This is a genomic window from Streptomyces sp. NPDC038135, assembly GCF_055601245.1.
This window is the reverse complement of the sequence record NZ_JBVJXS010000003.1, coordinates 248,121-272,874: the sequence shown is the minus strand read 5'-3', so window position 1 is coordinate 272,874 and position 24,754 is coordinate 248,121. Positions and strand designations below refer to the sequence as shown.

Here is a 24,754-nt window from a genome sequence, read left to right as displayed (position 1 = left end):
CGGCGCGCCGGGCGGCCGGACCGCAGTGCTTAGCGCTCGACCTCGCCGCGGATGAACTTCTCGACGTTCTCGTAGGCCTCGTCGTCGAAGTACTGGACCGGCGGGGACTTCATGAAGTAGCTCGAAGCCGACAGGATCGGGCCGCCGATGCCGCGGTCCTTGGCGATCTTCGCGGCGCGCAGCGCGTCGATGATGACGCCCGCGGAGTTCGGGGAGTCCCAGACCTCGAGCTTGTACTCCAGGTTCAGCGGAACGTCACCGAAGGCGCGACCCTCGAGGCGGACGTACGCCCACTTGCGGTCGTCGAGCCACGCGACGTAGTCGGACGGGCCGATGTGGACGTTCTTCTCGCCGAGGTCCCGGTCGGGGATCTGGGAGGTGACGGCCTGCGTCTTGGAGATCTTCTTCGACTCGAGGCGGTCGCGCTCGAGCATGTTCTTGAAGTCCATGTTGCCGCCGACGTTGAGCTGCATCGTGCGCTCGAGGCGGACACCGCGGTCCTCGAACAGCTTCGCCATCACGCGGTGCGTGATGGTGGCGCCGACCTGGGACTTGATGTCGTCACCGACGATCGGCACGCCGGCCTCGGTGAACTTGTCCGCCCACTCCTTGGTGCCGGCGATGAAGACCGGGAGGGCGTTGACGAAGGCGACCTTGGCGTCGATGGCGCACTGGGCGTAGAACTTCGCCGCGTCCTCGGAGCCCACGGGCAGGTAGCAGACGAGGACGTCGACCTGCTTGTCCTTGAGGACCTGGACGACGTCCACGGGCTCCTCGGCGGACTCCTCGATGGTCATCCGGTAGTACTTGCCCAGACCGTCGAGGGTGTGGCCGCGCTGGACCGTGACGCCCGTATTCGGGACGTCGCAGATCTTGATGGTGTTGTTCTCGCTGGCACCGATGGCGTCCGAGAGGTCGAGACCGACCTTCTTCGCGTCGACGTCGAACGCGGCGACGAACTCGACGTCACCGACGTGGTAGTCGCCGAACTGCACGTGCATCAGGCCGGGGACCTTGGACGCCGGGTCGGCGTCCTTGTAGTACTCGACGCCCTGCACCAGCGACGCGGCGCAGTTGCCCACGCCGACGATGGCTACGCGAACCGAACCCATTCCGGTTGCTCCCTGTGTGTACGAGTGAGGCCCTGAGTGGGACTCACGTGGCGGTGTCGCCGGGCGTATCCGTACCGAAGTTCTCTCCGGTCCGGGGCAGGCCGCCCGTCGATCCAGTGGTGGTGTCCTGCTGAGCGGCGCCCCCGGACGCGGGACCCTTCAGGTCCCGCCCGGCCCGCTCGCTCTCGATGAGCTCGTTCAGCCAGCGCACTTCGCGCTCCACGGACTCCATTCCGTGGCGCTGGAGCTCAAGCGTGTAGTCGTCGAGGCGCTCCCTGGTGCGCGCCAGGGAGGCGTGCATCTTCTCGAGACGCTCCTCCAGGCGGCTGCGCCGGCCCTCCAGTACGCGCATGCGCACATCGCGCGAGGTCTGCCCGAAGAAGGCGAACCGTGCGGCGAAGTGCTCGTCCTCGTACGCGTCGGGACCGGTCTGCGAAAGCAGCTCCTCGAAGTGCTCCTTACCTTCTGCCGTCAACCGGTAGACGATCTTGGCGCGGCGCCCGGTGAGGGGAGCGGCCAGGGCGTCCTCGTGGGTGCTGCCCGGTTCCTCGATCAACCAGCCGTTGGCGAGCAGCGTCTTGAGACAGGGGTACAGGGTCCCGTAGCTGAACGCCCGGAACACACCCAGTGACGTGTTGAGTCGTTTGCGCAGCTCATAGCCGTGCATCGGGGACTCGCGCAGCAGGCCGAGGACGGCGAACTCAAGGATGCCGGAACGCCGGCTCATGATCGCCTCCTCTCGGTCCACCGCGTCTTTATCTCACACTGATGTATCGACTCGATACATCACGACGATAGAACGGCCTTCCGCACGCGACAAGAGGGAGGACGGTGAACGGGATCACATCACCGATTCGTAGGAGGCAAGTTGCCTGTTTTGGGGTGAACTTCGGTCCTCGGCGGGTTTTGGCGGTGCGTAGTCTGTGCGGCATGCACATCACCGGGAACCGAGTGACGTCTGGGGGCGTCCTCGTCCCTGGAGCAGTACGGGTGAATGCGGAACCGACCACATCCGTACTTCGGGGGGACCGGAAACCAGCCGCCGTTTCCAGGCGCGCAAGGGTGCGCCTGCCCGAGGAGTAGTCGTTCGATGAGCGAGCACCGTCGCAAACCGCCGCAGCCGCAGGGAGGCGGACGTGCCGCGGCCCGACGCGGCCAGTCCGGCTCGGCCTCCGGCCGCCGTGCGGCACCGCGAGGCGCCACCGGGTCCTCTGCCGACTCCTATGGGTCCAGTTCCTATGGGTCGGAGTCCTATGGCTCAGGGGGTGAGGAGCGCACCTACGGCAGCCGTGCCGAGGCCCGCCGGGCCGCGCAGCGAGGCGGCGGCCGGCGCAGGGGCGCCGAACCGGCCGGGCCCGGACGCGGCAGAGGCCGTCCGGCCGCGCCCGCCAAGAAGCGTTTCATCGACTACCCACGGCACAACCAGGACGGATGGCACCGCTGGGTGCCTTCCTGGAAACTCGTCACCGGACTGTTCATCGGCCTCGTCGGCAGCCTGGTGGCCATGGTCGGTGTGGGTTACGCGATGGTCTCCATCCCCAATGAGAACGACGCGGCCAAGTCCCAGAACAACGTCTACTACTGGGCCGACGGGTCGCAGATGGTCGCGACGGGCACGGGCGTGAACCGTCAGAACGTCACCATCGACAAGATCCCCGAGGCCATGCAGTACGCGGTGATCTCGGCCGAGAACAAGAGCTTCTACCAGGACTCGGGCGTCGACCCCATGGGTATCGCGCGGGCTCTGGCCAACATGGCGCGCGGCGGTCAGACGCAGGGTGGTTCGACGATCACCCAGCAGTACGTCAAGAACACGTACCTCAGCCAGGACCAGACCGTCACCCGCAAGTTCAAGGAGATGTTCATCTCCATCAAGGTGGGGACGAAGCTCAAGAAGCCGCAGATTCTGCAGGGCTACCTCAACACCTCGTACTACGGCCGTGGCGCCTACGGGATCCAGGCCGCCGCGCGGACCTACTACAACAAGGACGCCGTCGACCTGAAGCCCAGCGAGTGCGCCTTCCTCGCCGCGCTGCTCAAGGGAGCGACGTACTACGACCCGGCGGGCAACGAGAGCCTCGACAAGTCTGCGACGGCCGACGCCAATCTCCAGCGGTCCAAGGCCCGGTGGGCCTGGATCCTGGGCGAGATGCACAAGGACAAGCACCTCACCGACGTCCAGTACCAGGACGCCATCAAGAGGTACCCCATGCCCCAGGACCGCAAGGCGACCAAGGGCATGACCGGCCAGATCAGCTACCTGGCCGACACGGCGAAGAAGTACGTCCTGAACCACTCGAACATCTCTGAGCAGCAGTTCGACCAGGGTGGCTACCAGATCTACACGACCTTCAAGAAGGACAAGGTCAACGCTCTGAGCGCCGCGGTGAAGAAGATCCAGAAGGAGCGGCTGAACCCGAAGCGCGCGCTCGACAAGTACGTCCAGTTCGGTGCGGCCTCGGTGGTTCCCGAAGACGGTGCGATCGTCGCCCTGTACGGCGGTGACGGCTACGAGAACGGCCACTTCACGAACAACGCCGACACCCAGGGTGTCCCCGTCGGTTCGACGTGGAAGCCGTTCGTGCTGGCAGCGGCCATGCAGTACGGCACGTACGACTCCAACGGCGAGGGAATTTCCCCGCTGAGCAAGTACAACGGCAACGACCACCTCAAGGTGAAGAAGCCGGACGGGTCGTACTACCTCAACAAGGACAACTCGTTCTTCTTCCAGAAGAACGAGAGCCCGCACCCGTGGGGCTACATCACCCTGCGCAAGGCGATGGAGCAGTCCATCAACACGCCCTTCGTGCAGTTGGGCGTCGATGTCGGCATGTCACACGTCCGCGATGTCGCCCGCTCGGCCGGCATCCTCGACCAGAGCATGTCGGTGGACCTCAACCCGTCGTTCGCCATCGGTACCTCCACCCCCAGCGCGATCCGTATGGCCGACGCCTACGCGACCTTCGCCGCGTCGGGCAAGCAGGCGGACCCGTACTCGGTGACCGCCGTCAAGAAGGACGGCGTGGATCAGCCCGGCTTCTCCAAGCCCAAGGTCAAGCAGGCGATGGAGTCGAACATCGCCAACAACGTCACGGACGTCCTGCAGAACGTGATCCAGAACGGTACGGCCCAGAACGCCAAGGCCCTGGGCCGTACGGCGGCGGGCAAGACCGGTACCACCGACAAGAACAAGTCGGCGTGGTTCGTCGGTTACACCCAGCAGCTGTCGACCTCGGTGGCGATGTTCCGAGAGAACCCCAAGAACCACAAGCTGCTCTCCATGAACGGCACCGCGGGCAAGGACTCCATCCACGGTGGTGACATCCCGACGCAGGTGTGGACCGAGTACATGAGGGCCGCACTGAAGAGCGCGAACGACCCGGGCTTCCCGGACGCGTTCAGGATCGGCAAGGTCCACGACGAAGCCGGCGCGCCCTCCCCGACCCCGTCGGTCACCATCACGCCGAGCCAGACGCCGAGCGACTCGCCGAGTCCGTCGCCGAGCCTCACGTCCCCGTCCCCGTCTCCGTCGCCCAGCGACACCTGCCAGTGGGGCTGGGGCAACAACTGCAACGGCAGCAACGGTGGCACGGACACAGGTGGAACGGGCGGCGGAGGATCCACGCCCACGCCCACGGTCACGGACACGACCGGGACCGGCAACACCAGAGGCAATGGCAACGGAGGCCTCTTCTCGGGCCAGAACGGCTAGCCCACCGGTCGGTCTGACCGATTGGTGGCCATATCGACCGCCAAGCACGTTTCACGTGAAACATGGGGCCGTCGCACTCACCAGGTGCGGCGGCCCTCGGCGTACACCCAGACTCGTACGGCAGGATGTGCCCCATGCCCAGTGCAGAGATGACGCCCGCGGGCGTGCACGAGCCCGAGCCCGTACGGCCCGTCGGCGCGGAGCCGGTGCGGCCGACCCGTGAGGACGAGGTCGCCGCGGCCGGGAGCGAGCTGATCGGCGGGCCGATCGGCCAGCGCGCACTGCTCGGGACGACCTGGTGGACCCCGCTGCGGATCATCGTGCTCGTGGCGATCGGTATGTTCGCCCTCGGCCTGGTGCAGAAGGCGCCCTGCTACCAGAGCGCCTGGTTCTTCGGTGCGAGTTCGCAGTACACCCACGCCTGCTACTCGGACATCCCCCACCTCTACCAGGGACGCGGATTCGCCGACGGGCTGGTGCCGTACTTCGACCGGCTCCCGGGCGACATGGACTACCTCGAGTACCCGGTGCTGACCGGCGTGTTCATGGAGGTCGCCTCCTGGCTCACTCCGGGCAGCGGCGGCATTCAGCACCAGGAGCAGTGGTACTGGTTCGTCAACGCCGGACTGCTGATGGCGTGCGCGGCCGTCGTCGCCGTCTGCGTGACCCGCACCCATGCGCGGCGCCCCTGGGACGGACTGCTGGTCGCTCTGGCCCCCGCGGCCGCCCTGACCGCCACCATCAACTGGGACCTGCTCGCGGTGGCCCTGACGGCCGCCGCGATGCTGATGTGGTCGCGGGGCCGCTCACTGGCCTTCGGTGTTCTCCTGGGGCTCGCCACCGCCGCCAAGCTCTACCCGATCCTTCTCCTGGGCCCTCTGCTGGTGCTGTGCTGGCGGGCCGGCAAGTGGCGGGAGTTCTTCCGGGCCGTGGGCGGTGCGGCCGTCGCCTGGCTGGTGGTGAACCTGCCGGTGATGCTCTTCGCCTTCGAGGGGTGGTCGAAGTTCTACACGTTCAGCCACGACCGGGGCGTCGACTTCGGATCGCTCTGGCTGATCTGGGCGCAGAACTCGAGCAACCCGCCCTCCACCGACTTCGTGAACAACGCCGCCGTCGTTCTGATGGCACTGTGCTCCCTGGGCATCGCCGCGCTGACGCTGACCGCCCCGCGCCGGCCGCGCTTCGCCCAGCTGGCCTTCCTGATCGTCGCGGTCTTCATCCTGACCAACAAGGTCTACTCCCCGCAGTACGTCCTGTGGCTGGTGCCGCTGGCCGTCCTCGCCCGGCCCAGATGGCGGGACTTCCTGATCTGGCAGGCCTGCGAGGTGGCGTACTTCCTGGGCATCTGGTTCTACCTCGCCTACACGACCAGCGGGGACGCTCACAAGGGACTGCCCACGCTGGGGTACGACTGGGTGATCGCGGTGCACCTGCTCGGCACGCTCTACCTGTGCGCCGTCGTCGTGCGGGACATCCTGATGCCCGAGCGGGACGTGGTGCGCCGCTCAGGCGACGACGACCCCTCGGGCGGAGTACTCGACGGCGCCGAGGACGTCTTCGTGCTGGGCGCCGCAGCTCATCCCCCGCGCCACGCCGCCCACTTCGACGCGCCCCAGGTGGACTGGGGACGGGCGGGCCCGCCGCCGAACGGGGAGCGTTCGCTCTGAGCGAACCGGTGCCTGGATGAGCAGGAAGAAGGCCGTACACGCGCCATGCGTGTACGGCCTTCCTGGTTCGGGGCCCGTGTCGTCCGGCGGTCCGGCCTAACGGTCCACGATTCGGTCGAACTGCGTTGTGGTGTGGCGCAGATGGGCCACCAGCTCGTCGCCCACCTTCGGCTCCGGGGCGTCCGAGGGGACGAAGAGGATCGACACCTGCATGTGCGGCGGCTCGGCGAACCAGCGCTGCTTGCCGCCCCAGACGAACGGGGACAGGTTCCGGTTGACCGTGGCCAGGCCGGCCCGTGCGACGCCCTTGGCGCGCGGCATGACGCCGTGCAGCGCCTTAGGGGCCTCCAGACCCACCCCGTGCGACGTACCGCCCGCCACGACCACCAGGAAGCCGTCCGAGGCCGCCTTCTGCTGCCGGTAGCCGAAGCGGTCGCCCTTGGCCACCCGGGTGACGTCCAGGACCGCGCCGCGGTACTCGGTGGCGTCGTGGTCCCCCAGCCAGAGCCGCGTGCCGATGCGGGCGCGGAACCGGGTCTGCGGGAACTGCTGCTGCAGCCGCGCCAGTTCATCGGCCTTGAGGTGGCTCACGAACATCGTGTGCAGCGGCAGCCGGGCCGCGCGGAGCCGGTCCATCCAGCCGATGACCTCCTCGACGGCGTCCGAGCCGTCGGTGCGGTCCAGCGGCAGGTGGATGGCGAAGCCCTCCAGCCGGACGTTCTCTATGGCGGAGTGCAGCTGCGGCAGGTCCTGCTCACTGATGCCGTGCCGCTTCATCGAGGACATCACCTCGATGACGACGCGCGCGCCCACGAGGCCGTACACGCCGTCGACCGACGACACCGAACGGATCACCCGGTCCGGCAGCGGAACGGGCTCCTCGCCGCGCCGGTACGGCGTCAGCACCAGCAGGTCGCCGCCGAAGAAGTCCTTGATGCGCGCGGCCTCGTACGTGGTGCCGACGGCGAGGATGTCCGAGCCGAGCCGGGTGGCCTCCTCCGACAGCCGTTCGTGTCCGAAGCCGTAGCCGTTGCCCTTGCAGACCGGGACGAGGCCCGGGAACTGCTCCTGCACGTGCTTGTGGTGCGCCCGCCAGCGCGCGGTGTCGACGTAAAGCGTGAGCGCCATGGCCGGACCCGGACCCTTTCTCGTGGCTGCCGTATGTCAGTGGGGTGGAGAGCTGTGAAGGCTATGGAATCAAACGTCCCGCGCTCAGCGGCGCGACATGTAGATGTCGAGCGCCTTGTGGAGCAGCTTGTTCAGCGGGAAGTCCCACTCGCCGAGGTACTCCGCGGCCTGGCCGCCGGTGCCGACCTTGAACTGGATCAGGCCGAACAGGTGGTCCGTCTCGTCCAGCGAGTCCGAGATGCCGCGCAGGTCGTAGACGGTGGCACCGAGCGCGTAGGCGTCGCGCAGCATCCGCCACTGCATCGCGTTCGAGGGCCGGACCTCACGGCCGATGTTGTCGGAGGCGCCGTAGGAGTACCAGACGTGGCCGCCGACGATCAGCATGGTCGCGGCCGACAGGTTCACGCCGTTGTGGCGGGCGAAGTACAGCCGCATGCGGTTGGGGTCCTCGGTGTTGAGGGCCGTCCACATGCGCTGGAAGTACGACAGCGGGCGGGGCCGGAAGTGGTCGCGCACGGCCGTGATCTCGTACAGCCGCTGCCACTCGGCGAGGTCCTGGTAACCGCCCTGGACGACCTCGACGCCGGCCTTCTCGGCCTTCTTGATGTTGCGGCGCCACAGCTGGTTGAAGTTCTTGTGCACGTCCTCCAGGGAACGATTCGCCAGCGGCACCTGGAAGACGTAGCGGGGCTGGACGTCGCCGAAGCCGGCGCCGCCGTCCTCGCCCTGCTGCCAGCCCATGCGGCGCAGCTTGTCGGCCACCTCGAAGGCGCGCGGCTCGATGAAGTCGGCCTCCATGTCGCGCAGGCGCTTCACGTCCGGGCTCTGGATGCCCTTCTTGATGGTCTCCGCGTTCCAGCGGCGGATGATCACCGGCGGGCCCATCTTCACGGAGAAGGCGCCCTGCTGCTTGAGGTGGGCCAGCATCGGCTGGATCCAGTCGTCCAGATTCGGCGCGAACCAGTTGATGACCGGGCCCTCGGGGAGGTAGGCGAGGTAGCGCTTGATCTTGGGGAGCTGGCGGTAGAGGACCAGGCCCGCGCCGACCATGTCGCCGGTGCGCTCGTCGAACCAGCCGAGGTGCTCCGAGCGCCACTCCGCCTTCACGTCGGCCCAGGCCGGGACCTGCATGTGGCTCGCCGACGGCAGGCTCTGGATGTAGGCCAGATGTTGCTCGCGGCTGATGGTCCTCAGGGTCAGGCTCATGTCGGGGCGCTCCTCGGGCTGGTGTGTCCCCATGGGTTCAGGGGCTCCGGCTCACGCGCCGAAGCCTACTGCGCCTTACGACCACCCTGACTGGGCGCACACCACCTTCGCCCCGGCCTGTCGCTCGCCGGGGCGTCCGCGCGGTGTGTCAGCGGGGTGTCGAGGCCGGCGGGCTCAGCCGACGAGTCCGCCGAACAGTCCGCCGTTCGCCATGCCGAGCATGAAGCCGACGCCGGAGGCGCCCAGACCCAGGATCAGGCCGAACCGTTCACGCGTCGTCACCGAGATCCACTGGCCGTAGGCCCCGATCACGAGTCCCACCAGGCCCGCCCAGGAAGCGATCAGGTGGAGACCGGAGAAGAAGGACGTGATGAAGGCCAGCACGCCCAGAACCAGGGTCACCGCCATGAGGGCGTCCTGGAGGGGATGGGGCTTGCCGTCCGTGGCGAAGAGGGATCCGGCGGTGTTGGGTCGCAATGCCTGCTGTGCCATGGGGCACCTCCTGCGGATCGCGGCGCACCGTAGCGCCATACACACCCGATGTGTACAGACTGACGGTGCTCACCGCCGGATTTCAACCGGAAGCGGGTGTGCAGGTAGTCTGTACCGTCTGCACCGGTGTCTGCCCAGGCCTGCCAGAAATATCTGCGGCCGCACTGCGGGATCCCTGGATCCCCGTCGATTGTCAGTGGCGGCCGATACCGTTGCGTACGCATCACGACCCTCCTGCCACGGAACGACCGTGGCCGCTGAGTCCAAAGGAGGTGGGTTCCACATGCGTCACTACGAGGTGATGGTCATCCTCGACCCCGATCTCGAGGAGCGCGCTGTCTCCCCGCTGATCGAGAACTTCCTGTCCGTCGTCCGCGATGGCGGCGGCAAGGTTGAGAAGGTCGACACCTGGGGCCGTCGTCGTCTCTCGTACGAGATCAAGAAGAAGCCCGAGGGCATCTACTCGGTCATCGACCTGCAGGCCGAGCCTGCGGTCGTCAAGGAGCTCGACCGCCAGATGAACCTGAACGAGTCGGTCCTCCGGACCAAGGTCCTCCGTCCCGAGACCCACTGAGCCACCCGCTCAGCTGATCTCGGGATTCGAGTAGCAGCAAGCAGCCAGCAGCAAACCCGCCGAGAGGTTCCCCATGGCAGGCGAGACCGTCATCACGGTAGTCGGCAATCTTGTCGACGACCCCGAGCTGCGCTTCACCCCGTCCGGTGCGGCGGTCGCGAAGTTCCGCGTCGCGTCCACTCCCCGCACCTTCGACCGCCAGACGAACGAGTGGAAGGACGGCGAGAGCCTGTTCCTGACCTGCTCGGTCTGGCGCCAGGCGGCGGAGAACGTCGCCGAGTCGCTCCAGCGAGGCATGCGCGTCATCGTGCAGGGCCGGCTGAAGCAGCGGTCCTATGAGGACCGTGAGGGCGTCAAGCGCACGGTCTACGAACTGGACGTCGAGGAAGTCGGCGCCAGCCTGCGCAACGCCACGGCGAAGGTCACCAAGACCTCCGGTGGCGCACGCGGTGGCCAGGGCGGTTACAGCGGCGGTGGCGGCCAGGGTGGCGGCGGCTGGGGCGGCGGCTCCGGCGGCGGCCAGCAGGGCGGTCAGCAGGGCGGCGCTCCTGCCGACGACCCGTGGGCGACCGGCGCTCCCGCCGGTGGCAACCAGGGCGGCGGCGGCTGGGGCGGCGGCTCCGGCGGCGGTGGCGGCTACTCGGACGAGCCCCCCTTCTAGGGCTCGTATCCCCACTTCTTGATCACACAGGAGAAACATCATGGCGAAGCCGCCTGTGCGCAAGCCTAAGAAGAAGGTCTGCGCTTTCTGCAAGGACAAGGTCACGTACGTGGACTACAAGGACACGAACATGCTGCGGAAGTTCATTTCCGACCGCGGCAAGATCCGTGCCCGCCGCGTGACCGGCAACTGCACGCAGCACCAGCGTGACGTCGCCACGGCCGTGAAGAACAGCCGTGAGATGGCGCTGCTGCCCTACACGTCCACCGCGCGCTAAGGGAAGGGTGACCGACTAATGAAGATCATCCTCACCCACGAGGTGTCCGGCCTCGGTGCCGCCGGCGACGTCGTCGACGTCAAGGACGGCTACGCTCGCAACTACCTGATCCCGCGGAAGTTCGCTATCCGCTGGACCAAGGGTGGCGAGAAGGACGTCGAGCAGATCCGTCGCGCTCGCAAGATCCACGAGATCCAGACCATCGAGCAGGCCAACGCTGTGAAGGCCCAGCTCGAGGGCGTCAAGGTGCGTCTGGCCGTCCGTTCGGGCGACGCCGGTCGTCTCTTCGGTTCCGTCACCCCGGCCGACGTCGCTTCCGCGATCAAGGCTTCCGGTGGCCCCGAGGTCGACAAGCGCCGCATCGAGCTGGGTGCGCCGATCAAGACCCTGGGCGCCCACGAGACGTCCGTGCGTCTGCACCCCGAGGTTGCCGCCAAGGTCAGCATCGAGGTTGTCTCGGCGTAACGCCGCGCTCGGCTTGAACAGCTGAGAGAGGGGCCACCCCATCGGGGTGGCCCCTCTTCGTATGACGCGTGGCTTGTCGCGGTGCGGTCCTGTTTCACGTGAAACCGGATCCACGCGAGCCGGCTGATCCGTTCAGCGGGTCGCGCCCGTCACGATCCAGCGACCCGAGCGGGTCCGCAACCACAAAGTGATCATGCGGACCGTCATCATCAGGGTCATGGCTGCCCAGAGGGCGGTGAGGCCGCCGCCGAGTGCGGGCACGAGCAGCGCCGCCGGCGCGAAGACCGCCAGGGTGACGACCATGGCACCGGCCAGATAAGGGCCGTCTCCGGCGCCCATCAGGACTCCGTCCAGGATGAACACGATTCCGCAGACGGGCTGCGAGAGGGCGACCATCAGCAGCGCGGGCAGTGCCGTGTCCTTGACCAGGGAGTCGCTGGTGAACAGCGGCAGGAACAGGGGGCGGGCGGCCACCACGAGGACCCCCAGCCCGACGCCGGTGGCGACGCCCCACTGGACCATCCGACGGCAGGCCAGCCGGGCGCCCTCGGAATCGTTCGCCCCGAGGTAGCGACCGATGATGGCCTGGCCGGCGATGGCGATCGCGTCGAGGGCGAAGGCCAGCAGACTCCACAGGGACAGGATGATCTGGTGTGCGGCGATGTCGGCATCGCCGAGGCGTGCGGCGACCGCTGTGGCGATCATGAGAATCGCCCGCAACGACAGGGTGCGGACGAGCAGTGGTGCTCCGGCCTGTGCGGAGGCCCGGATACCGGCGGCGTCCGGTCGCAGCGAGGCCCCGTGCCGCCGGGCTCCGCGCACCACCACGATCAGGTAGGCCGCCGCCATGCCGCACTGGGCGATCACGGTGCCCCAGGCGGATCCGGCGATGCCCAGTCCGGCGCCGTAGACGAGCCCCACGTTGAGCGCGGCGTTGGCCACGAAACCCGCGATGGCGACGTAGAGGGGGGTCCTGGTGTCCTGCAGGCCACGCAGTACACCGGTAGCGGCCAGGACGATCAGCATCGCCGGGATGCCGAGCGCGGAGATGCGCAGGTATGTCGTGGCGAACGGCGCCGCGGTGGCCGAGGCGCCGAACAGATCCACGATGCCCGGGGCCAGGGGGAGGACGGCGGCGATGACCGCCGCACCGAGGAGCAGCGCGAGCCATATGCCGTCCATGCCCTGGCGGATGGCCGCCTGGAGATCGCCGGCGCCGACCCGTCGGGCCACGGCGGCCGTGGTGGCGTACGCGAGGAAGACGAAGACGCTCACGGCGGTGGTGAGGAGGGCCGACGCCACCCCCAGGCCGGCGAGCTGGGCGGTTCCCAGGTGGCCGATGATCGCGCTGTCGGCCATCACGAAAAGGGGCTCGGCGACCAGCGCACCGAAGGCCGGAACGGCCAGCGCGATGATCTCCTGGTCGTGCCTGCGGCGGGTGGCCTTGGGGATCGCGGGAGCCTGTGTCATGAGCACCAATCTAATCGTCCACAGGTAAGAGATGCAATCGGCTTTGGACCCTTACTTGTGATTGTGGGCCGTGCGGCCGTGCGGACCATCCATACCGATCTTGATCCGACTGGGGAAGTTTTTCTTCTGCACAGCCGGTGGACGGTAAATCCGCAGTTCAGAGGGGTGGAGCGCGGAGTGGGGAGGGCTTGTTCACAACGCTGTCCACCGGGTCGTGCACAGGTTTCGGGAAGTTCTCCACAGCATCTGGGCCGTCGTCCACATGGCCTGTGGATAACCAGATTGGCTGACGCTGCCGACAGGCCTAACGTTGTCCGTCGCCCGCTCCTTCCTCCGACCCGGGAAGCGTCACAAAACGAACGCGTGAGAACCGGAGTTGGGTCTCTTATTTGTCAGTGTCGTGCCGTACAACAGAGGGCACGGCTAGGTCCGCCGTGCGGACGGGAGGAGGTCGCTCGGTGAGCATTTCCGAGCCCTTGGACGATCCGTGGGCCGAAGCCGGGCCCAGTGATCGTCTGCCGGCCTCCCGTCGGCGGAGCGACGGCGGCCGGGGCCGTGACGAACAGCACGACCGGGGCCGGGACAGCGGTGGGTGGGACGGCGGGGGCTCCTCCTTCGAACGGCTGCCTCCGCAGGACCTGGACGCCGAGCAGTCCGTCCTCGGTGGCATGCTCCTGTCCAAGGACGCCATCGCCGACGTCGTGGAGATCCTCAAGGGCCACGACTTCTACAAGCCCGCGCACGAGACGATCTACCAGGCGATCCTCGACGTCTACGCCAAGGGCGAGCCGGCCGACCCGATCACCATCGCCGCCGAACTCACCAAGCGCGGTGAGATCAACAAGGTGGGCGGGGCGTCCTATCTGCACACCCTCGTGCAGACCGTGCCGACCGCGGCGAACGCCGAGTACTACGCGGAGATCGTGCACGAGCGCGCGGTGCTGCGCCGCCTGGTCGAGGCCGGCACCCGCATCACGCAGATGGGATACGCGGCCGATGACGACGTGGACGAGATCGTCAACCGCGCCCAGGCCGAGATCTACGCCGTCACCGAGCAGCGCACCAGCGAGGACTACCTCCCGCTCGGGGACATCATGGAGGGCGCCCTCGACGAGATCGAGGCGATCGGCTCGCGCAGCGGCGAGATGACCGGCGTGCCGACCGGGTTCACGGACTTCGACTCCCTGACCAACGGCCTGCACCCGGGTCAGATGATCGTCATCGCGGCCCGCCCCGCCATGGGTAAGTCCACGCTCGCGCTGGACTTCGCCCGGGCGGCCTCGATCAAGAACAACCTCCCCAGCGTCATCTTCTCCCTAGAAATGGGACGCAACGAGATCGCCATGCGACTGCTGTCGGCGGAGGCCCGCGTGGCCCTGCACCACATGCGGTCCGGCACGATGACGGACGAGGACTGGACCCGGCTCGCCCGGCGTATGCCGGACGTGTCCGCCGCCCCGCTCTACATCGACGACTCCCCGAACCTGTCGATGATGGAGATCCGGGCGAAGTGCCGGCGGCTGAAGCAGCGCAACGACCTGAAGCTCGTGGTCATCGACTATCTGCAGCTGATGCAGTCCGGCGGTTCCAAGCGTGCCGAGAGCCGTCAGCAGGAGGTCTCGGACATGTCCCGTAACCTCAAGCTGCTCGCCAAGGAGCTGGAGCTCCCGGTCATCGCGCTCTCCCAGCTCAACCGTGGCCCCGAACAGCGCACCGACAAGAAGCCCATGGTCTCCGACCTGCGTGAGTCCGGCTCCATCGAGCAGGACGCCGACATGGTCATCCTGCTGCACCGTGAGGACGCGTACGAGAAGGAATCCCCGCGTGCGGGCGAGGCCGACCTGATCGTGGCCAAGCACCGAAACGGCCCCACGGCGACGATCACGGTGGCCTTCCAGGGCCACTACTCACGCTTCGTGGACATGGCCCAGACCTGACGGCCGGCTCATGGGGCGCGGTCGTCGCGCGCGGGGCCGGTGAAATGGACTCGACGTGCGTCGGCACAGCCGCTGAACTGGGGGCATGACGACATCCCAGGAAGAGCTGCTCCCCGGTACGCGGCGGGCGTTGCTGCATCGCATCGCCGTCGCCCAGACCGAAGGGCGGACACCCTCGCTGGTCGCCGCGGTCGTACGGGACGGGCGGACCGTGTGGCACGGTGCGCGCTCCTCGGTCGACGGGCACGCGCCGGACGAGAACGTGCAGTACAGGATCGGCTCGATCACGAAGACGTTCACCGCCGTCCTGGTACTTCGGCTGCGCGACGAGGGCCTGCTCGACCTCAACGACCCGCTGGAGAAGCATCTGCCGGGCACCGGCGCGGGGGAGGCGACCGTCGCCCAACTGCTCGCGCACACCAGTGGTCTCGCGGCGGAGTCACCCGCGCCCTGGTGGGAGCGGACCCCCGGTTCGCTGCGTCCGGAGCTGAGCGATGTCCTGGGAGAGCGGCCGGTGCTGCATCCTGTCGGCAGGCGGCACCACTACTCCAATCCCGGCTACACCCTGCTCGGTGCGCTGGTGGAGCGACTGCGGGGTGCAGCCTGGACGGATGTGCTCGGCAGGGAGGTGCTGGAACCCCTGGGGCTGACCCGTACCAGTGCTCAGCCGCAGGCTCCGCACGCCGGTGGCTGGGCCGTGCATCCATGGGCTGACGCTCTGCTGCCCGAGCCTCTGGAGGATCTGGGCCGGATGGCGCCGGCCGGGCAGCTCTGGTCCACCACGGCCGATCTGGCGCGCTTCGCCGCCTTCCTGGCCGGGGGAGACGACCGGGTGCTGAGCGCGGCATCCGTCCAGGAGATGCGCACGCCCGCGGCCCCGGCGGAGACCTCGGACGTCGTCGACGGCGCCGCCTACGGCCTGGGCATGCAGATCCAGCGGCGTGACGGCCGGCTGATCGTGGGTCACTCCGGCTCGCTGCCGGGGTTCCTCGCGAACCTCAGCATCAGCGTGGAGGACGACGTGGCGGCCGTGGTGCTGACCAACTGCACGTCCGGTCCGGCGGTGTCAGCTGTGGGCGCCGATCTCGTGCGCATCGTCGCGGAGGCCGAGCCCCGGATTCCCGCGCCTTGGCGTCCGCTGGATGTGGCCGACCCGGCCGTCCTTGAGTTGGCCGGGCAGTGGTACTGGGGAACGTATGCCTTCGCCCTGCGGGTGACGGCGGACGGCCTCGTCTCCCTGGGGCCGATGGCCGGTGCCGGGCGGCGGGCGCGCTTCCGTTCCAACGGCGATGGCACCTGGACCGGACTGGAGGGTTACTACGCGGGAGAGATCCTGCGTGCCGTGCGGCGCCCGGACGGGTCCGTGATCCATCTGGACCTCGGATCGTTCGTGTTCACACGGCAGCCCTATGAGGACGGCGCCGGGGTGCCCGGCGGAGTGGATCCGGCTGGCTGGCGAGGGATCGCGGACTGACAGAACAAGACGGCCGTTGGCGGGTGTTTCACGTGAAACGCCCGCCAACGGCCTTTTCAGAGCTGCAACTTGAAGCCGACGTGGGAGGCGGTGAAGCCGAGCCGCTCGTAGAAGCGGTGGGCGTCGGTGCGGCTGTTGTCGGAGGTCAGCTGCACCAAGTGGCAGTTCGCCCGCCGGGATTCTTCAATCGCCCACTGGATGAGGTGCGTACCCAGACCGCTGCCTCGCTCGTCGGCGTGGATGCGCACGCCTTCGATGATCGAGCGGGTGGCTCCCTTGCGGGAGAGGCCGGGAATGATCGTGAGCTGGAGTGTGCCGACGACCCGGGTCTCGCGTACCGCGACGACGAGCCGCTGGTTCGGATCCGCGGTGAGCCGTTCCAGGGCTGCCAGGTACGGCGACAGGTCGTCGGGCGATTCGCGCTGGGCCCCGAGCGGATCGTCGGCGAGCATGGCCACGATCGCGGGCACGTCAGGCGCGGTCGCCGCGCGTATCTCAAGATCTCCCATGGCCGCACCCTATGCGGGCACGTTCAGGGACTCCACGACCCGCACCAGTGGGGCCAGTTCGGGATTCCGGGCCGCCTCGTCCAGAGCGTCGCGGAGGGCGGCGTCATTGGTCGGTCGCGCTTCGTCCAGCAGGCGCAGGCCCGTCTCCGTGACGTTGGTGTAGATGCCACGACGGTCGGTGGGGCACAGGTAGCGCTCCAGTAGACCGCGGTCCTCCAAACGGGTCACCAGCCGAGTGGTGGCGCTCTGGCTGAGGACGACCGCGTCGGCGACCTGCTTCATTTGCAGATGGCCGCCCTCGCCCTCGTGCTGGCGGCTGAGCACGTCGAGCAGGGAGTACTCGCGCACGCTCAGGTCGTGCTTCGCCTGCAGGGCGCGCTCGATGTGCGCCTCGATCCTCCCGTGCAGCAGGGAGAGGGCGCACCAGCCCTGGGCAAGGGCGGTGAGCGCAGGGTCCGTCGCAGTCATGGGCGTCTTCCTCCGTCCCGAGCGGCTGGATCCAGGGTAGAGCATTTCCGCAATAGACGGCGGTTGCATATAGCCCGCGTCTGCAACTATTGTGAACGCACGCAAAGCGCTCCTGCAATCGTCTGGGAAGGGTGTACTCCACATGCCTCTCGCGCTTCTGGCCCTCGCGATCGGGGCCTTCGGAATCGGAACGACCGAGTTCGTGATCATGGGGCTGCTGCCTGAGGTCGCGGCTGACTTCGGGGTCTCCATCCCCACGGCCGGCCTGCTCGTGACCGGATACGCCCTCGGCGTGGTGATCGGCGCACCGCTGATGACCGTGCTCGGCACCAAGGTCCCCCGCAAGCGGATGCTGATGCTCCTCATGGGGCTCTTCATCGTCGGCAACCTGCTCTCCGCGGTGGCCCCGGCCTTCGCGGTCATGCTGATCGGACGAGTGATCGCGTCCCTCGCCCACGGCGCGTTCTTCGGCATCGGCTCGGTCGTCGCGGCCGAACTGGTCGCCCCCCACAAGAAGGCCGGAGCCATCGCCATGATGTTCACCGGCCTGACCGTCGCCAACGTCGTCGGCGTTCCGCTCGGCACGCTGATCGGCCAGAACGTCGGCTGGCGCTTCACCTTCGGCATCGTCGCCGCCCTGGGCGTCGTCGGCCTGGCCGGCATCGCCCGGCTGGTGCCGGACCTGCCACGGCCGGAGGGCGTGCACCTGCGCCACGAGCTGGCCGCGTTCAAGAACGCCCAGGTGCTGCTCGCCATGGCGATGACCGTCCTCGGCTTCGGCGGGGTCTTCGCGGCCATCACCTACATCGCGCCGATGATGACGCACATCGCGGGCTTCGCCGACGGCTCGGTCACCTGGCTGCTGGTCCTGTTCGGCCTCGGCATGGTCGGCGGCAACCTCATCGGCGGCAAGTTCGCCGACCGCGCGCTGATGCCGATGCTGTACGTCTCCCTGGGCGCGCTGGCCGTCGTCCTCGCGCTCTTCACACTCACCGCGCACAACAAGATCGCCGCCGCCGTGACCATCGCCCTGATCGGCGCCCTCGGCTTCGCGACCGTTCCGCCGCTGCAGAAGCGCGTCCTCGACCAGGCACACGGCGCCCCGACGCTCGCGTCGGCCGTCAACATCGGCGCCTTCAACCTGGGCAACGCACTCTCCGCCTGGCTCGGCGGCATGGTCATCGCGGCCGGCCTCGGCTACACCGCGCCCAACTGGGTCGGTGCCGCCCTCGCCGCGAGCGCCCTGGTCCTGGCCGTGCTCTCGGCCGCGCTCGAGCGCCGCCAGAGTCCGCACGACACGGTGATCTCCTCGGCGGCGCCCACCGGGCAGCGGACCCCGGTCCACCACTGAACCCAACCGGCGGCCGGACAGCAGTCCGAAGCCGGTCGTCGCCCGGCGCACGGGGCGCGTCAGCGCCCCGGCCCGCGCGGCCTCACCTCACGCACCACCGCACAAGGAGAACGCCCCCCCATGAGCACCACCACCGCCACAACCCTCACCATCGAGGACGCAGAGCTGCTCGTCGCAACGGCCCGCCGGGCGGCCGAAGAGGCCGGCGTCACCGTCAGCGTCACCGTCCTGGACGCCGGCGGCCACCTGCTCGCCTTCCGCCGGGACGACCGAGCGGTGCTGATCTCCGGCGAGACCAGCACCCGCAAGGCCTACACGGCGCTCCAGCTCAACGCGGCCACCGCCGACCTCGTGGACGCCGTACAGCCGGGCGGCCCCTTCCACACGCTGCCCACCGCCCTCGACCGGCCCCTGCTCTTCATCGCGGGCGGTCTCCCCGTCCACCGGAACGGCCGTCTGATCGGCGCGATCGGCGTCGGCGGCGGCGCACCCGAGCAGGACCACGGGTTCGCCGCGGCGGCCGTTGCGGCGCTCGTCTGACCGGTCTCCGCGCCCGGCGGCGTCGGCCCTCGCACCGGAGCGGGGGCCGGCGCTCAGCCCGCGGCCACGGTCAGCGGCGCGAACCGACGCCGCCAGTCCCCCGGCAGGTCCGTGATGCCGTACGTCATGACGGCGTTGACGGTCACGGGAGCCAGTCCCCGTGCCCTGGCCCAGGACAGCAGCTCCTCGTGCCGTACGTCGATGTCGGTGCGCAGCGGGCGGTGCGTGCGGGCCGCGAGCGAGGTGATGAGAGCCATGGCCGTCTCCGTGTCCCGGGCGATCAGCGGGCCGACGACATGGGTGTCCATGTTGGGCCACGCGGCCGTGTAGCCGATGATCCGGCCGTCCTCCTCGGCCACACGGAGCTGGTCGGCGAAGGAGGGGAGGCGGGTGATGAGGGACGTGCGGTCGGCGCCGAACACCTCTTGGTCGAGCCGGAGCATCGCGGGCAGGTCCTCGGCGACGGCCGCCCGTGTCGCCACCCGGCACTCCGGGCCGCCGGGGGCGAAGTGCCCTCTCAGCATCTCCGACCGGCCCGTCATCTTGAAACCGAGCTCCTCATAGAGCGGACGGCCGAAGGGCGTGGCGTACAGGGTCAGCGGAGTGGTGTCCATGAGTGACAGGACATGCCGCATCAAGCGGCGTCCGACGCCCTGCCGGGCGTGGCGTCCGGCAACGAGGACCATGCCGATGGCGCCGAGAGACGAGCGCTCCCAGGAGCCGTACTCGGTGACGACGCATGCGGCGACGAGCCCGCCGTCGGGGTCGTCGATGCCGTAGCCCTTGCCTGCCGTGAGGAGGAAGCCCCACTTGTGTTCCTCGCGTGGCCACCCCCGGTCCTCGGACAGGTCGGCGCACGAGGAGAGATCGTGGAGCGTCAGACGCCGGACGGGCAGGGTGGCGAGTGAAGGAGTCGGCACGCAGGTCAGGCTGTCCGACCAGCCCCCTGTACGTCCACTTGTTTCCCTGCGGACGTGGACGCTTTCGGCCAGGACGTGGCCCGTTCACGCGGGGCCGCGTGAGCACCGCGTTTCACGTGAAACTTTCTCGGACCGTGGGCCCGTGCCTCCTATCCGAGGTCGGGGGCGTGCATGGCGCGTACCCCCTCGATATTGCCGTCGAGGTAATGCCTCAGGGACAACGGCACGAGGTGGACGGACGCGATGCCGACCCGGGTGAAGGGGACACGGACGATCTCGTACTCGCCCAGTGGTTCCTCCACCTCGGGGCCGTGACGCAGCGACGGGTCCATGGACTCCAGCCGGCAGACGAAGAAGTGCTGCACCTTCACGCCGGTCGCGCCGCCGTCCTCGCCGATGTGCTCCACGGTGTCCACGAAGCAGGGCACGACGTCGGTGATCTTGGCGCCGAGTTCCTCGTACACCTCTCGGTGCAGGGCGTCCACGACGGTCGGGTCCGCGGCTTCGACTCCGCCACCGGGGGTGACCCAGTAGGGATCGATGCCGGGCTTGGTGCGCTTGATCAGGATCAGGTCGTCACCGTCGAGCAGAACGGCGCGAGCGGTGCGCTTGACCACGGGTCGGACGGTCATGGAGGGAATGTGGCCCGGCTCGTTCCACGTGAAACATCAGGCCTTCGACACCGCTCGTGTGCGAGCCGTGGAGTCGGGCGGACTGCCTCAGCCCCAGCCGGCCGCGGCTCGCTGCAGCCACTCGTGTCCCCGGGCGATGTGGGGCATGGCGAGCGATCCGGTGCGCACGGCCAGGAAGTAGGTGCGCAGCGGCGGTACCGCGGGGTCGTACAGCGTCGTGATCTCGCCGCTTTCCAGGGCAGGGGCGCTCAGATAGCGGGGCAGTACCGCGAGTCCCGCGCCCGCGATCGCGCAGGAGAGCACGGCGCGCAGGTCGGGAACGATGACCCTGCCCGAGGCGGCCGGACGGGAGTCGAACACGGAGGCCCAGTAGCGCGAGACGAACGGCAGTGACTCGTGGACCTCCACGACGGGCAGGTTCTTCAGGGCCACCGCCCCCTTGAGGCGCAGCGTTCCCGGGCCGATCCGGTCGGCCCAGCGGGGAGCGGCGACCAGCACATGCTCCTCGTCGCAGAGCGGGGTCGCGGTCAGCAGGGCGCCGCGCGGTCGGGCGGTGCTGATGGCCAGGTCGTGGTGTCCGGCGGCCAGCCCTTCCAGAGCCTCCTCCGCGGTGCCGAAGGAGGCGCGGAGCGCGAAGCCCCGGCCGTCCTCGCCGGTCAGGCGGGTCAGCGCGGGAAGTGCACGCTCGGCCGTGAACTCCGGCGGGCCGGCGAGATGCAGCGTCCGTAACGAGGGCCCGTCGTCCGGGGCGCTCTCGGCTATCTCGACCAGGGCGTCGAGGTGGGGTGCGGCCTTGTGCGCGAGTTCGTCGCCGACGGTCGTCGGCGTCACCCCGCGGGCCTGTCTCAGGAACAGCGGGCGGCCCACCTGCCGCTCCAGGGTGCGGATCTGGGAGGTGACCGCCGGCTGGGAGAGGCCGAGCAGGGCCGCGGCGCGGGTGAAGGAACCGGCCCGGTGCACGGTGACGAAAGTGCGCAGCAAGGCCAGGTCCATGGCGCGCCCTCCCCTTCCCTGCCCTTTTCCGGCCCCCGGGCAGGCACCAACTATAAATAAGTCGATAGGTCTCTGTCGCCACCGTGATTGGACACTGACGGAGAGTCAACTAGCCTTGTGCGCGCGGTTCTTCGCGCGCAGAACCGAGGACGGTCCGAGCCACGAGGGGGGAGGCTCGGACCGTCTGCCGACTTGGGAACGCAGCCGTTGACCGGCTCACTCGGCCGACTCGTCGAGCGCGCGCAGCACGTCCGCCACCAGGTCCTCGGGGTCCTCCGCGCCGACGGACATGCGGATGAAGCCCTCGGAGACCGCGTCCCCGCCCCAGCGGCGGCGGCGCTCGGCGGTGGACCGCACTCCGCCGAAGCTCGTCGCGTCCTCGACCAGGTGCAGTGCCTCCAGGAAACGCTCGGCACGCGCGCGCGTGGGCAGTGTGAAGGAGACCACACAGCCGTAGCGGCGCATCTGCTGCGAGGCGACCTTGTGCGACGGGTCGTCGGGCAGCCCCGGATAGCGCAGCCCGGAGACCTCGGGCCGCTGTTGCAGGGCCTCGGCGACCGCCAGCGCGGTGGCGTTCTGCCGGTCGACGCGCAGCTGGAGCGTGGCGATGGAGCGGTGGGCGAGCCAGGCCTCCATCGGCCCGGTGATCGCTCCGACGATCTTGCGCCACCGGCGCACGGCGGCCATCGCCTCGTCGTCGCGTCCCGCGACGTAGCCCAGCAGGACGTCGCCGTGGCCGGTCAGCTGCTTGGTACCGCTGGCCACGGAGAAGTCGGCGCCCAGCTCCAGCGGACGCTGGCCGAGCGGAGTGGCGAGCGTGTTGTCGACGGCGACCAGGGCGCCCCGCGCGTGCGCGGCCTCCACCAGCCGCCGGATGTCGCACACGTCGAGCCCCGGGTTCGAGGGCGACTCGATCCACAGCAGCCGCGCGCCGTCGAGGACCTCGAGCTGGGCGTCTCCACCGGTGGGCGCGGTGCGCACCTCGACGCCGTAGGCCTCCAGCTGGGCGCGGACCAGCGGCAGCACCTGGTAGCCGTCCGAGGGCAGGACGACCGCGTCGCCGGCGCGCAGCTGGGAGAACAGCACCGCCGAGATCGCCGCCATGCCCGACGCGAACACCAGCGTCGCGACGTCCTCCCGTCCCGGTGCCTCCAGCTCGCCGATGGCGCGCTCCAGGTTCGTCCAGGTGGGGTTGTCGTCACGGCCGTAGGAGTACGGTCCCGTCACCTCGCCCGGCAGGTGGAAGTGCGCGGCGAACACGGGCCCGGGCAGGGTCGGCTCGTGCTTGACCGGCTCGGGCAGTCCGGCCCGTACCGCGCGCGTCCCGTCGCCGGTGTGGTCCGCGCCCTTGATGGATCCGCTCATGCGATCCGTCCCTCCAGTTGTTCCCGTACGGCGGCGAGCAGACCGGTGCTCGCCTCCTCCACCATCTCAAGGCACTCCAGGAAGCCGTCCGGGCCCCCGTAGTACGGGTCCGGCACGTCCAGGTCGTCGCAGGCGTCCTCCGGAGCGTCCGCCGTGGTGCGCCGGCCGGAGGAGGGGCGGGCGTAGGAGCGCAGCAGACGGACCTTGCGAGCGTCCGCCTCGGTGGGCGCGAGGCGGCGCAGGGCCTTGAGGTGGCCGGTGTCCAGGGCGATCACCAGGTCGAGGCGGGCGAACCAGGCGGGCTGGAACCGCCGTGCGACGTGCTCGCTGCGGTAGCCCCGCTCGTCGAGGACGCTGACGGTGCGCGGGTCGGCGGCCTCGCCCTCGTGCCAGTCGCCGGTGCCGGCGCTGTCGATCTCCACCAGGTCCTCGAGGCCCGCCTCCGCCACACGCGCGCGGAAGACGGACTCGGCCATCGGGGAACGGCAGATGTTGCCGGTGCACACGAAACAGACGCGGTAGGTCATGGCGCGCTCAGTCCTCGTCGGGCAGGACGAGGTTCAGCGCCCAGGAGACCACGGAGATGATCAGTCCGCCGAGCACGGCCGTCCAGAAGCCCTCCACATGGAAGCTCAGGTCCAGCTTGCCGCACACCCAGGAGGTCAGCAGCAGCATCAGCGCGTTGACGACCAGGGTGATCAGCCCCAGCGTCAGCAGGAACAGCGGGAAGGTGAGCACCTTCACGATCGGCTTGACCAGGAAGTTGACCAGGCCGAAGATCAACGCGACGACGATCAGCGTGCCGGCCTTCTTGCCCGTGCTGTCCCCCGTCAGAGTGATCTTGTCGAGCAGCCACACGGCGATCGCGAGAGCGGCCGCGTTGGCGATCGTCTTGACTACGAAATTCTTCATGTGTCTGATCGTGGCAGACCGGATCCAGAGCGAGCAGGGGCGAGGGCGGACAACGGCGATGAAGGCATTCCGGCTGGACGAACTGGAGGCGGAGCGCGCCGCCAACGAGGGGGCCTACCTGCAGTTCCTGCGGGAGCGGAACATGTCGGTGGGCCTGTACGCCCTCGACGCGGGCGAGCACGACCCGCAGAAGCCGCACAACCAGGACGAGGTCTACTTCGTCGTCAGCGGCCGTGCGTCGATCACGGTCGGCCTGGAGACCACCCAGGTGGCCCGGGGCAGCGTGGTGTACGTGCCGGCGGGCGTCGCCCACAAGTTCCACCACATCAGCGAGGACCTGAGGGTACTGGTCGTGTTCTCTCCGCCCGAGGCGTGAGGTCCGGGCTCGGGGTTCCCTAAGGGTCGGGTCAGGGGGAGACAAGGGGTGCGAGACGCCCGCACGACCCCTCGGCGGCCCTAGCATCGATGGCAGACATCGGGACTGTGTCCAGGACCGCGCAGGACGTCGTGGACGCAACGGAGCAAAGGACGAGGGCAATGCGAGAGATCTTCGCGGGGCTGCCGTGGTGGGTTAAGTGGGTCGCGGTGCCCGTCATCGCCCTGGTCGTGTTCGGCAGCCTGATAGCGACCGTCATCGGCTTCGTGATCGGCCTGCTCTTCAAGGCGCTGGTCTTCGTGGCGCTGGTCGGCGGACTGATCTACATCGTGCGCAAGTTCATGTCGAACTCCTCGTCGCGCAGCGACTGGTAAGGGCGCGGGAGCCGGTGACCGGTAACGGAAGTCACCGGTTCCCTCGGGGGAGGGAAGTTTCCCCGGCGTGCCGTACGCACCGGGTGGCGGACGGCTAGGTTCGGAATCCGCGCGGGGCCGGCCCCGCGCGTGGCACACA

Annotated in this window: 26 protein-coding genes; 12 read left to right on the top strand and 14 right to left on the bottom strand. The window is 68.8% G+C overall.

The genetic code is table 11. The annotated features are described in order from the left end of the window. Window positions 1-29: 29 nt before the first annotated feature. Together ACZ7JA_RS09695 and ACZ7JA_RS09690 are read right to left on the bottom strand one after the other, a co-directional pair. Window positions 30-1,112, bottom strand: a complete 1,083-nt coding sequence (locus tag ACZ7JA_RS09695; protein WP_351661727.1) for an inositol-3-phosphate synthase — start codon at window positions 1,110-1,112, stop codon at window positions 30-32. Between the two features lie 43 nt (window positions 1,113-1,155). Further along, the gene (locus ACZ7JA_RS09690; protein ID WP_351661724.1) at window positions 1,156-1,839 is read right to left on the bottom strand and encodes a PadR family transcriptional regulator; all 684 of its coding nucleotides are present in this window, start codon (window positions 1,837-1,839) and stop codon (window positions 1,156-1,158) included. A gap of 717 nt (window positions 1,840-2,556) precedes the next feature. Here ACZ7JA_RS09690 and ACZ7JA_RS09685 point away from each other — a divergent pair. Beyond that, the gene (locus tag ACZ7JA_RS09685; protein WP_470807838.1) at window positions 2,557-4,824 is read left to right on the top strand and encodes a transglycosylase domain-containing protein; all 2,268 of its coding nucleotides are present in this window, start codon (window positions 2,557-2,559) and stop codon (window positions 4,822-4,824) included. A 134-nt stretch (window positions 4,825-4,958) separates the two neighbouring features. After that, on the top strand, window positions 4,959-6,491 hold the full coding sequence (locus ACZ7JA_RS09680; RefSeq protein ID WP_351661719.1) for a glycosyltransferase family 87 protein: 1,533 nt from the start codon (window positions 4,959-4,961) through the stop codon (window positions 6,489-6,491). 96 nt (window positions 6,492-6,587) lie between these two features. On the opposite strand, the gene ACZ7JA_RS09675 is transcribed toward ACZ7JA_RS09680, so the two are convergent. The 3 genes from ACZ7JA_RS09675 to ACZ7JA_RS09665 all read right to left on the bottom strand — a co-directional run bounded on the left by ACZ7JA_RS09675 (window position 6,588) and on the right by ACZ7JA_RS09665 (window position 9,317). Then, window positions 6,588-7,619, bottom strand: coding sequence for an alanine racemase (locus ACZ7JA_RS09675; RefSeq protein WP_351661717.1), 1,032 nt, complete (start codon window positions 7,617-7,619; stop codon window positions 6,588-6,590). 84 nt (window positions 7,620-7,703) lie between these two features. Then, window positions 7,704-8,825: a lipid II:glycine glycyltransferase FemX gene (locus tag ACZ7JA_RS09670; protein WP_351661714.1), complete on the bottom strand. Its 1,122-nt coding sequence runs from the start codon at window positions 8,823-8,825 to the stop codon at window positions 7,704-7,706. A gap of 174 nt (window positions 8,826-8,999) precedes the next feature. Further along, window positions 9,000-9,317 (bottom strand): hypothetical protein, encoded by a 318-nt coding sequence (locus ACZ7JA_RS09665; RefSeq protein ID WP_351661711.1) that lies wholly within the window; start codon window positions 9,315-9,317, stop codon window positions 9,000-9,002. Between the two features lie 283 nt (window positions 9,318-9,600). On the opposite strand from ACZ7JA_RS09665, the gene rpsF reads away from it, so the two are divergent. The 4 genes from rpsF (at window position 9,601) to rplI (ending at window position 11,294) form a co-directional block, all read left to right on the top strand. Continuing rightward, window positions 9,601-9,891, top strand: a complete 291-nt coding sequence (rpsF, locus tag ACZ7JA_RS09660) for a 30S ribosomal protein S6 (protein WP_004985983.1) — start codon at window positions 9,601-9,603, stop codon at window positions 9,889-9,891. A gap of 73 nt (window positions 9,892-9,964) precedes the next feature. Continuing rightward, a complete protein-coding gene (locus tag ACZ7JA_RS09655) occupies window positions 9,965-10,552 on the top strand; it encodes a single-stranded DNA-binding protein (RefSeq protein WP_389300191.1) in 588 nt (195 codons plus the stop codon). A gap of 40 nt (window positions 10,553-10,592) precedes the next feature. Continuing rightward, a complete protein-coding gene (rpsR, locus tag ACZ7JA_RS09650; protein ID WP_003949403.1) occupies window positions 10,593-10,829 on the top strand; it encodes a 30S ribosomal protein S18 in 237 nt (78 codons plus the stop codon). An 18-nt stretch (window positions 10,830-10,847) separates the two neighbouring features. After that, window positions 10,848-11,294, top strand: a complete 447-nt coding sequence (gene rplI / locus ACZ7JA_RS09645; protein ID WP_351661704.1) for a 50S ribosomal protein L9 — start codon at window positions 10,848-10,850, stop codon at window positions 11,292-11,294. Between the two features lie 132 nt (window positions 11,295-11,426). Here rplI and ACZ7JA_RS09640 read toward each other — a convergent pair whose 3' ends face one another. Beyond that, window positions 11,427-12,764 carry an MATE family efflux transporter gene (locus ACZ7JA_RS09640; RefSeq protein WP_450748484.1) on the bottom strand — a complete coding sequence of 446 codons (1,338 nt, stop codon included), beginning with the start codon at window positions 12,762-12,764 and terminating at the stop codon, window positions 11,427-11,429. 458 nt (window positions 12,765-13,222) lie between these two features. Between ACZ7JA_RS09640 and dnaB the strand changes: the two genes are divergently transcribed. Both dnaB and ACZ7JA_RS09630 read left to right on the top strand, forming a co-directional pair. Then, the gene (gene dnaB / locus ACZ7JA_RS09635) at window positions 13,223-14,701 is read left to right on the top strand and encodes a replicative DNA helicase (protein WP_351661698.1); all 1,479 of its coding nucleotides are present in this window, start codon (window positions 13,223-13,225) and stop codon (window positions 14,699-14,701) included. An 85-nt stretch (window positions 14,702-14,786) separates the two neighbouring features. Continuing rightward, window positions 14,787-16,175 carry a serine hydrolase domain-containing protein gene (locus ACZ7JA_RS09630; protein WP_470807837.1) on the top strand — a complete coding sequence of 463 codons (1,389 nt, stop codon included), beginning with the start codon at window positions 14,787-14,789 and terminating at the stop codon, window positions 16,173-16,175. A 56-nt stretch (window positions 16,176-16,231) separates the two neighbouring features. Here ACZ7JA_RS09630 and ACZ7JA_RS09625 read toward each other — a convergent pair whose 3' ends face one another. Further along, entirely contained in the window at window positions 16,232-16,684 is a 453-nt protein-coding gene (locus ACZ7JA_RS09625) for a GNAT family N-acetyltransferase (protein ID WP_389300182.1), read from the bottom strand. Window positions 16,685-16,693: 9 nt separating this feature from the next. Continuing rightward, window positions 16,694-17,152 (bottom strand): MarR family winged helix-turn-helix transcriptional regulator, encoded by a 459-nt coding sequence (locus tag ACZ7JA_RS09620; protein ID WP_351661690.1) that lies wholly within the window; start codon window positions 17,150-17,152, stop codon window positions 16,694-16,696. A gap of 142 nt (window positions 17,153-17,294) precedes the next feature. Here ACZ7JA_RS09620 and ACZ7JA_RS09615 point away from each other — a divergent pair, with 142 nt between their 5' ends. After that, entirely contained in the window at window positions 17,295-18,503 is a 1,209-nt protein-coding gene (locus ACZ7JA_RS09615; protein ID WP_450742575.1) for an MFS transporter, read from the top strand. A 120-nt stretch (window positions 18,504-18,623) separates the two neighbouring features. Then, entirely contained in the window at window positions 18,624-19,043 is a 420-nt protein-coding gene (locus ACZ7JA_RS09610; protein ID WP_351661684.1) for a GlcG/HbpS family heme-binding protein, read from the top strand. Window positions 19,044-19,096: 53 nt separating this feature from the next. Here ACZ7JA_RS09610 and ACZ7JA_RS09605 read toward each other — a convergent pair whose 3' ends face one another. The 6 genes from ACZ7JA_RS09605 to ACZ7JA_RS09580 form a co-directional block, all read right to left on the bottom strand. Further along, window positions 19,097-19,963 carry a GNAT family N-acetyltransferase gene (locus ACZ7JA_RS09605; protein WP_470807836.1) on the bottom strand — a complete coding sequence of 289 codons (867 nt, stop codon included), beginning with the start codon at window positions 19,961-19,963 and terminating at the stop codon, window positions 19,097-19,099. A gap of 149 nt (window positions 19,964-20,112) precedes the next feature. After that, a complete protein-coding gene (locus ACZ7JA_RS09600; protein WP_351661679.1) occupies window positions 20,113-20,595 on the bottom strand; it encodes an NUDIX hydrolase in 483 nt (160 codons plus the stop codon). 87 nt (window positions 20,596-20,682) lie between these two features. After that, complete coding sequence (locus ACZ7JA_RS09595; RefSeq protein WP_351661676.1) at window positions 20,683-21,588, bottom strand: LysR family transcriptional regulator; 906 nt, start codon at window positions 21,586-21,588, stop codon at window positions 20,683-20,685. 216 nt (window positions 21,589-21,804) lie between these two features. Then, on the bottom strand, window positions 21,805-22,953 hold the full coding sequence (locus ACZ7JA_RS09590; RefSeq protein ID WP_470807835.1) for a cystathionine gamma-lyase: 1,149 nt from the start codon (window positions 22,951-22,953) through the stop codon (window positions 21,805-21,807). Then, window positions 22,950-23,480, bottom strand: a complete 531-nt coding sequence (locus ACZ7JA_RS09585) for a low molecular weight protein-tyrosine-phosphatase (protein WP_351661670.1) — start codon at window positions 23,478-23,480, stop codon at window positions 22,950-22,952. The genes ACZ7JA_RS09590 and ACZ7JA_RS09585 overlap by 4 nt, the downstream gene beginning before the upstream one ends. 7 nt (window positions 23,481-23,487) lie before the next feature. Continuing rightward, window positions 23,488-23,865, bottom strand: a complete 378-nt coding sequence (locus ACZ7JA_RS09580; protein WP_351661667.1) for a phage holin family protein — start codon at window positions 23,863-23,865, stop codon at window positions 23,488-23,490. 58 nt (window positions 23,866-23,923) lie between these two features. Between ACZ7JA_RS09580 and ACZ7JA_RS09575 the strand changes: the two genes are divergently transcribed. Next, a complete protein-coding gene (locus ACZ7JA_RS09575) occupies window positions 23,924-24,241 on the top strand; it encodes a cupin domain-containing protein (protein ID WP_389451950.1) in 318 nt (105 codons plus the stop codon). Window positions 24,242-24,402: 161 nt separating this feature from the next. Next, window positions 24,403-24,615 carry a DUF5326 family protein gene (locus tag ACZ7JA_RS09570; protein WP_199211200.1) on the top strand — a complete coding sequence of 71 codons (213 nt, stop codon included), beginning with the start codon at window positions 24,403-24,405 and terminating at the stop codon, window positions 24,613-24,615. The last annotated feature ends 139 nt before the right edge of the window (window positions 24,616-24,754 follow it).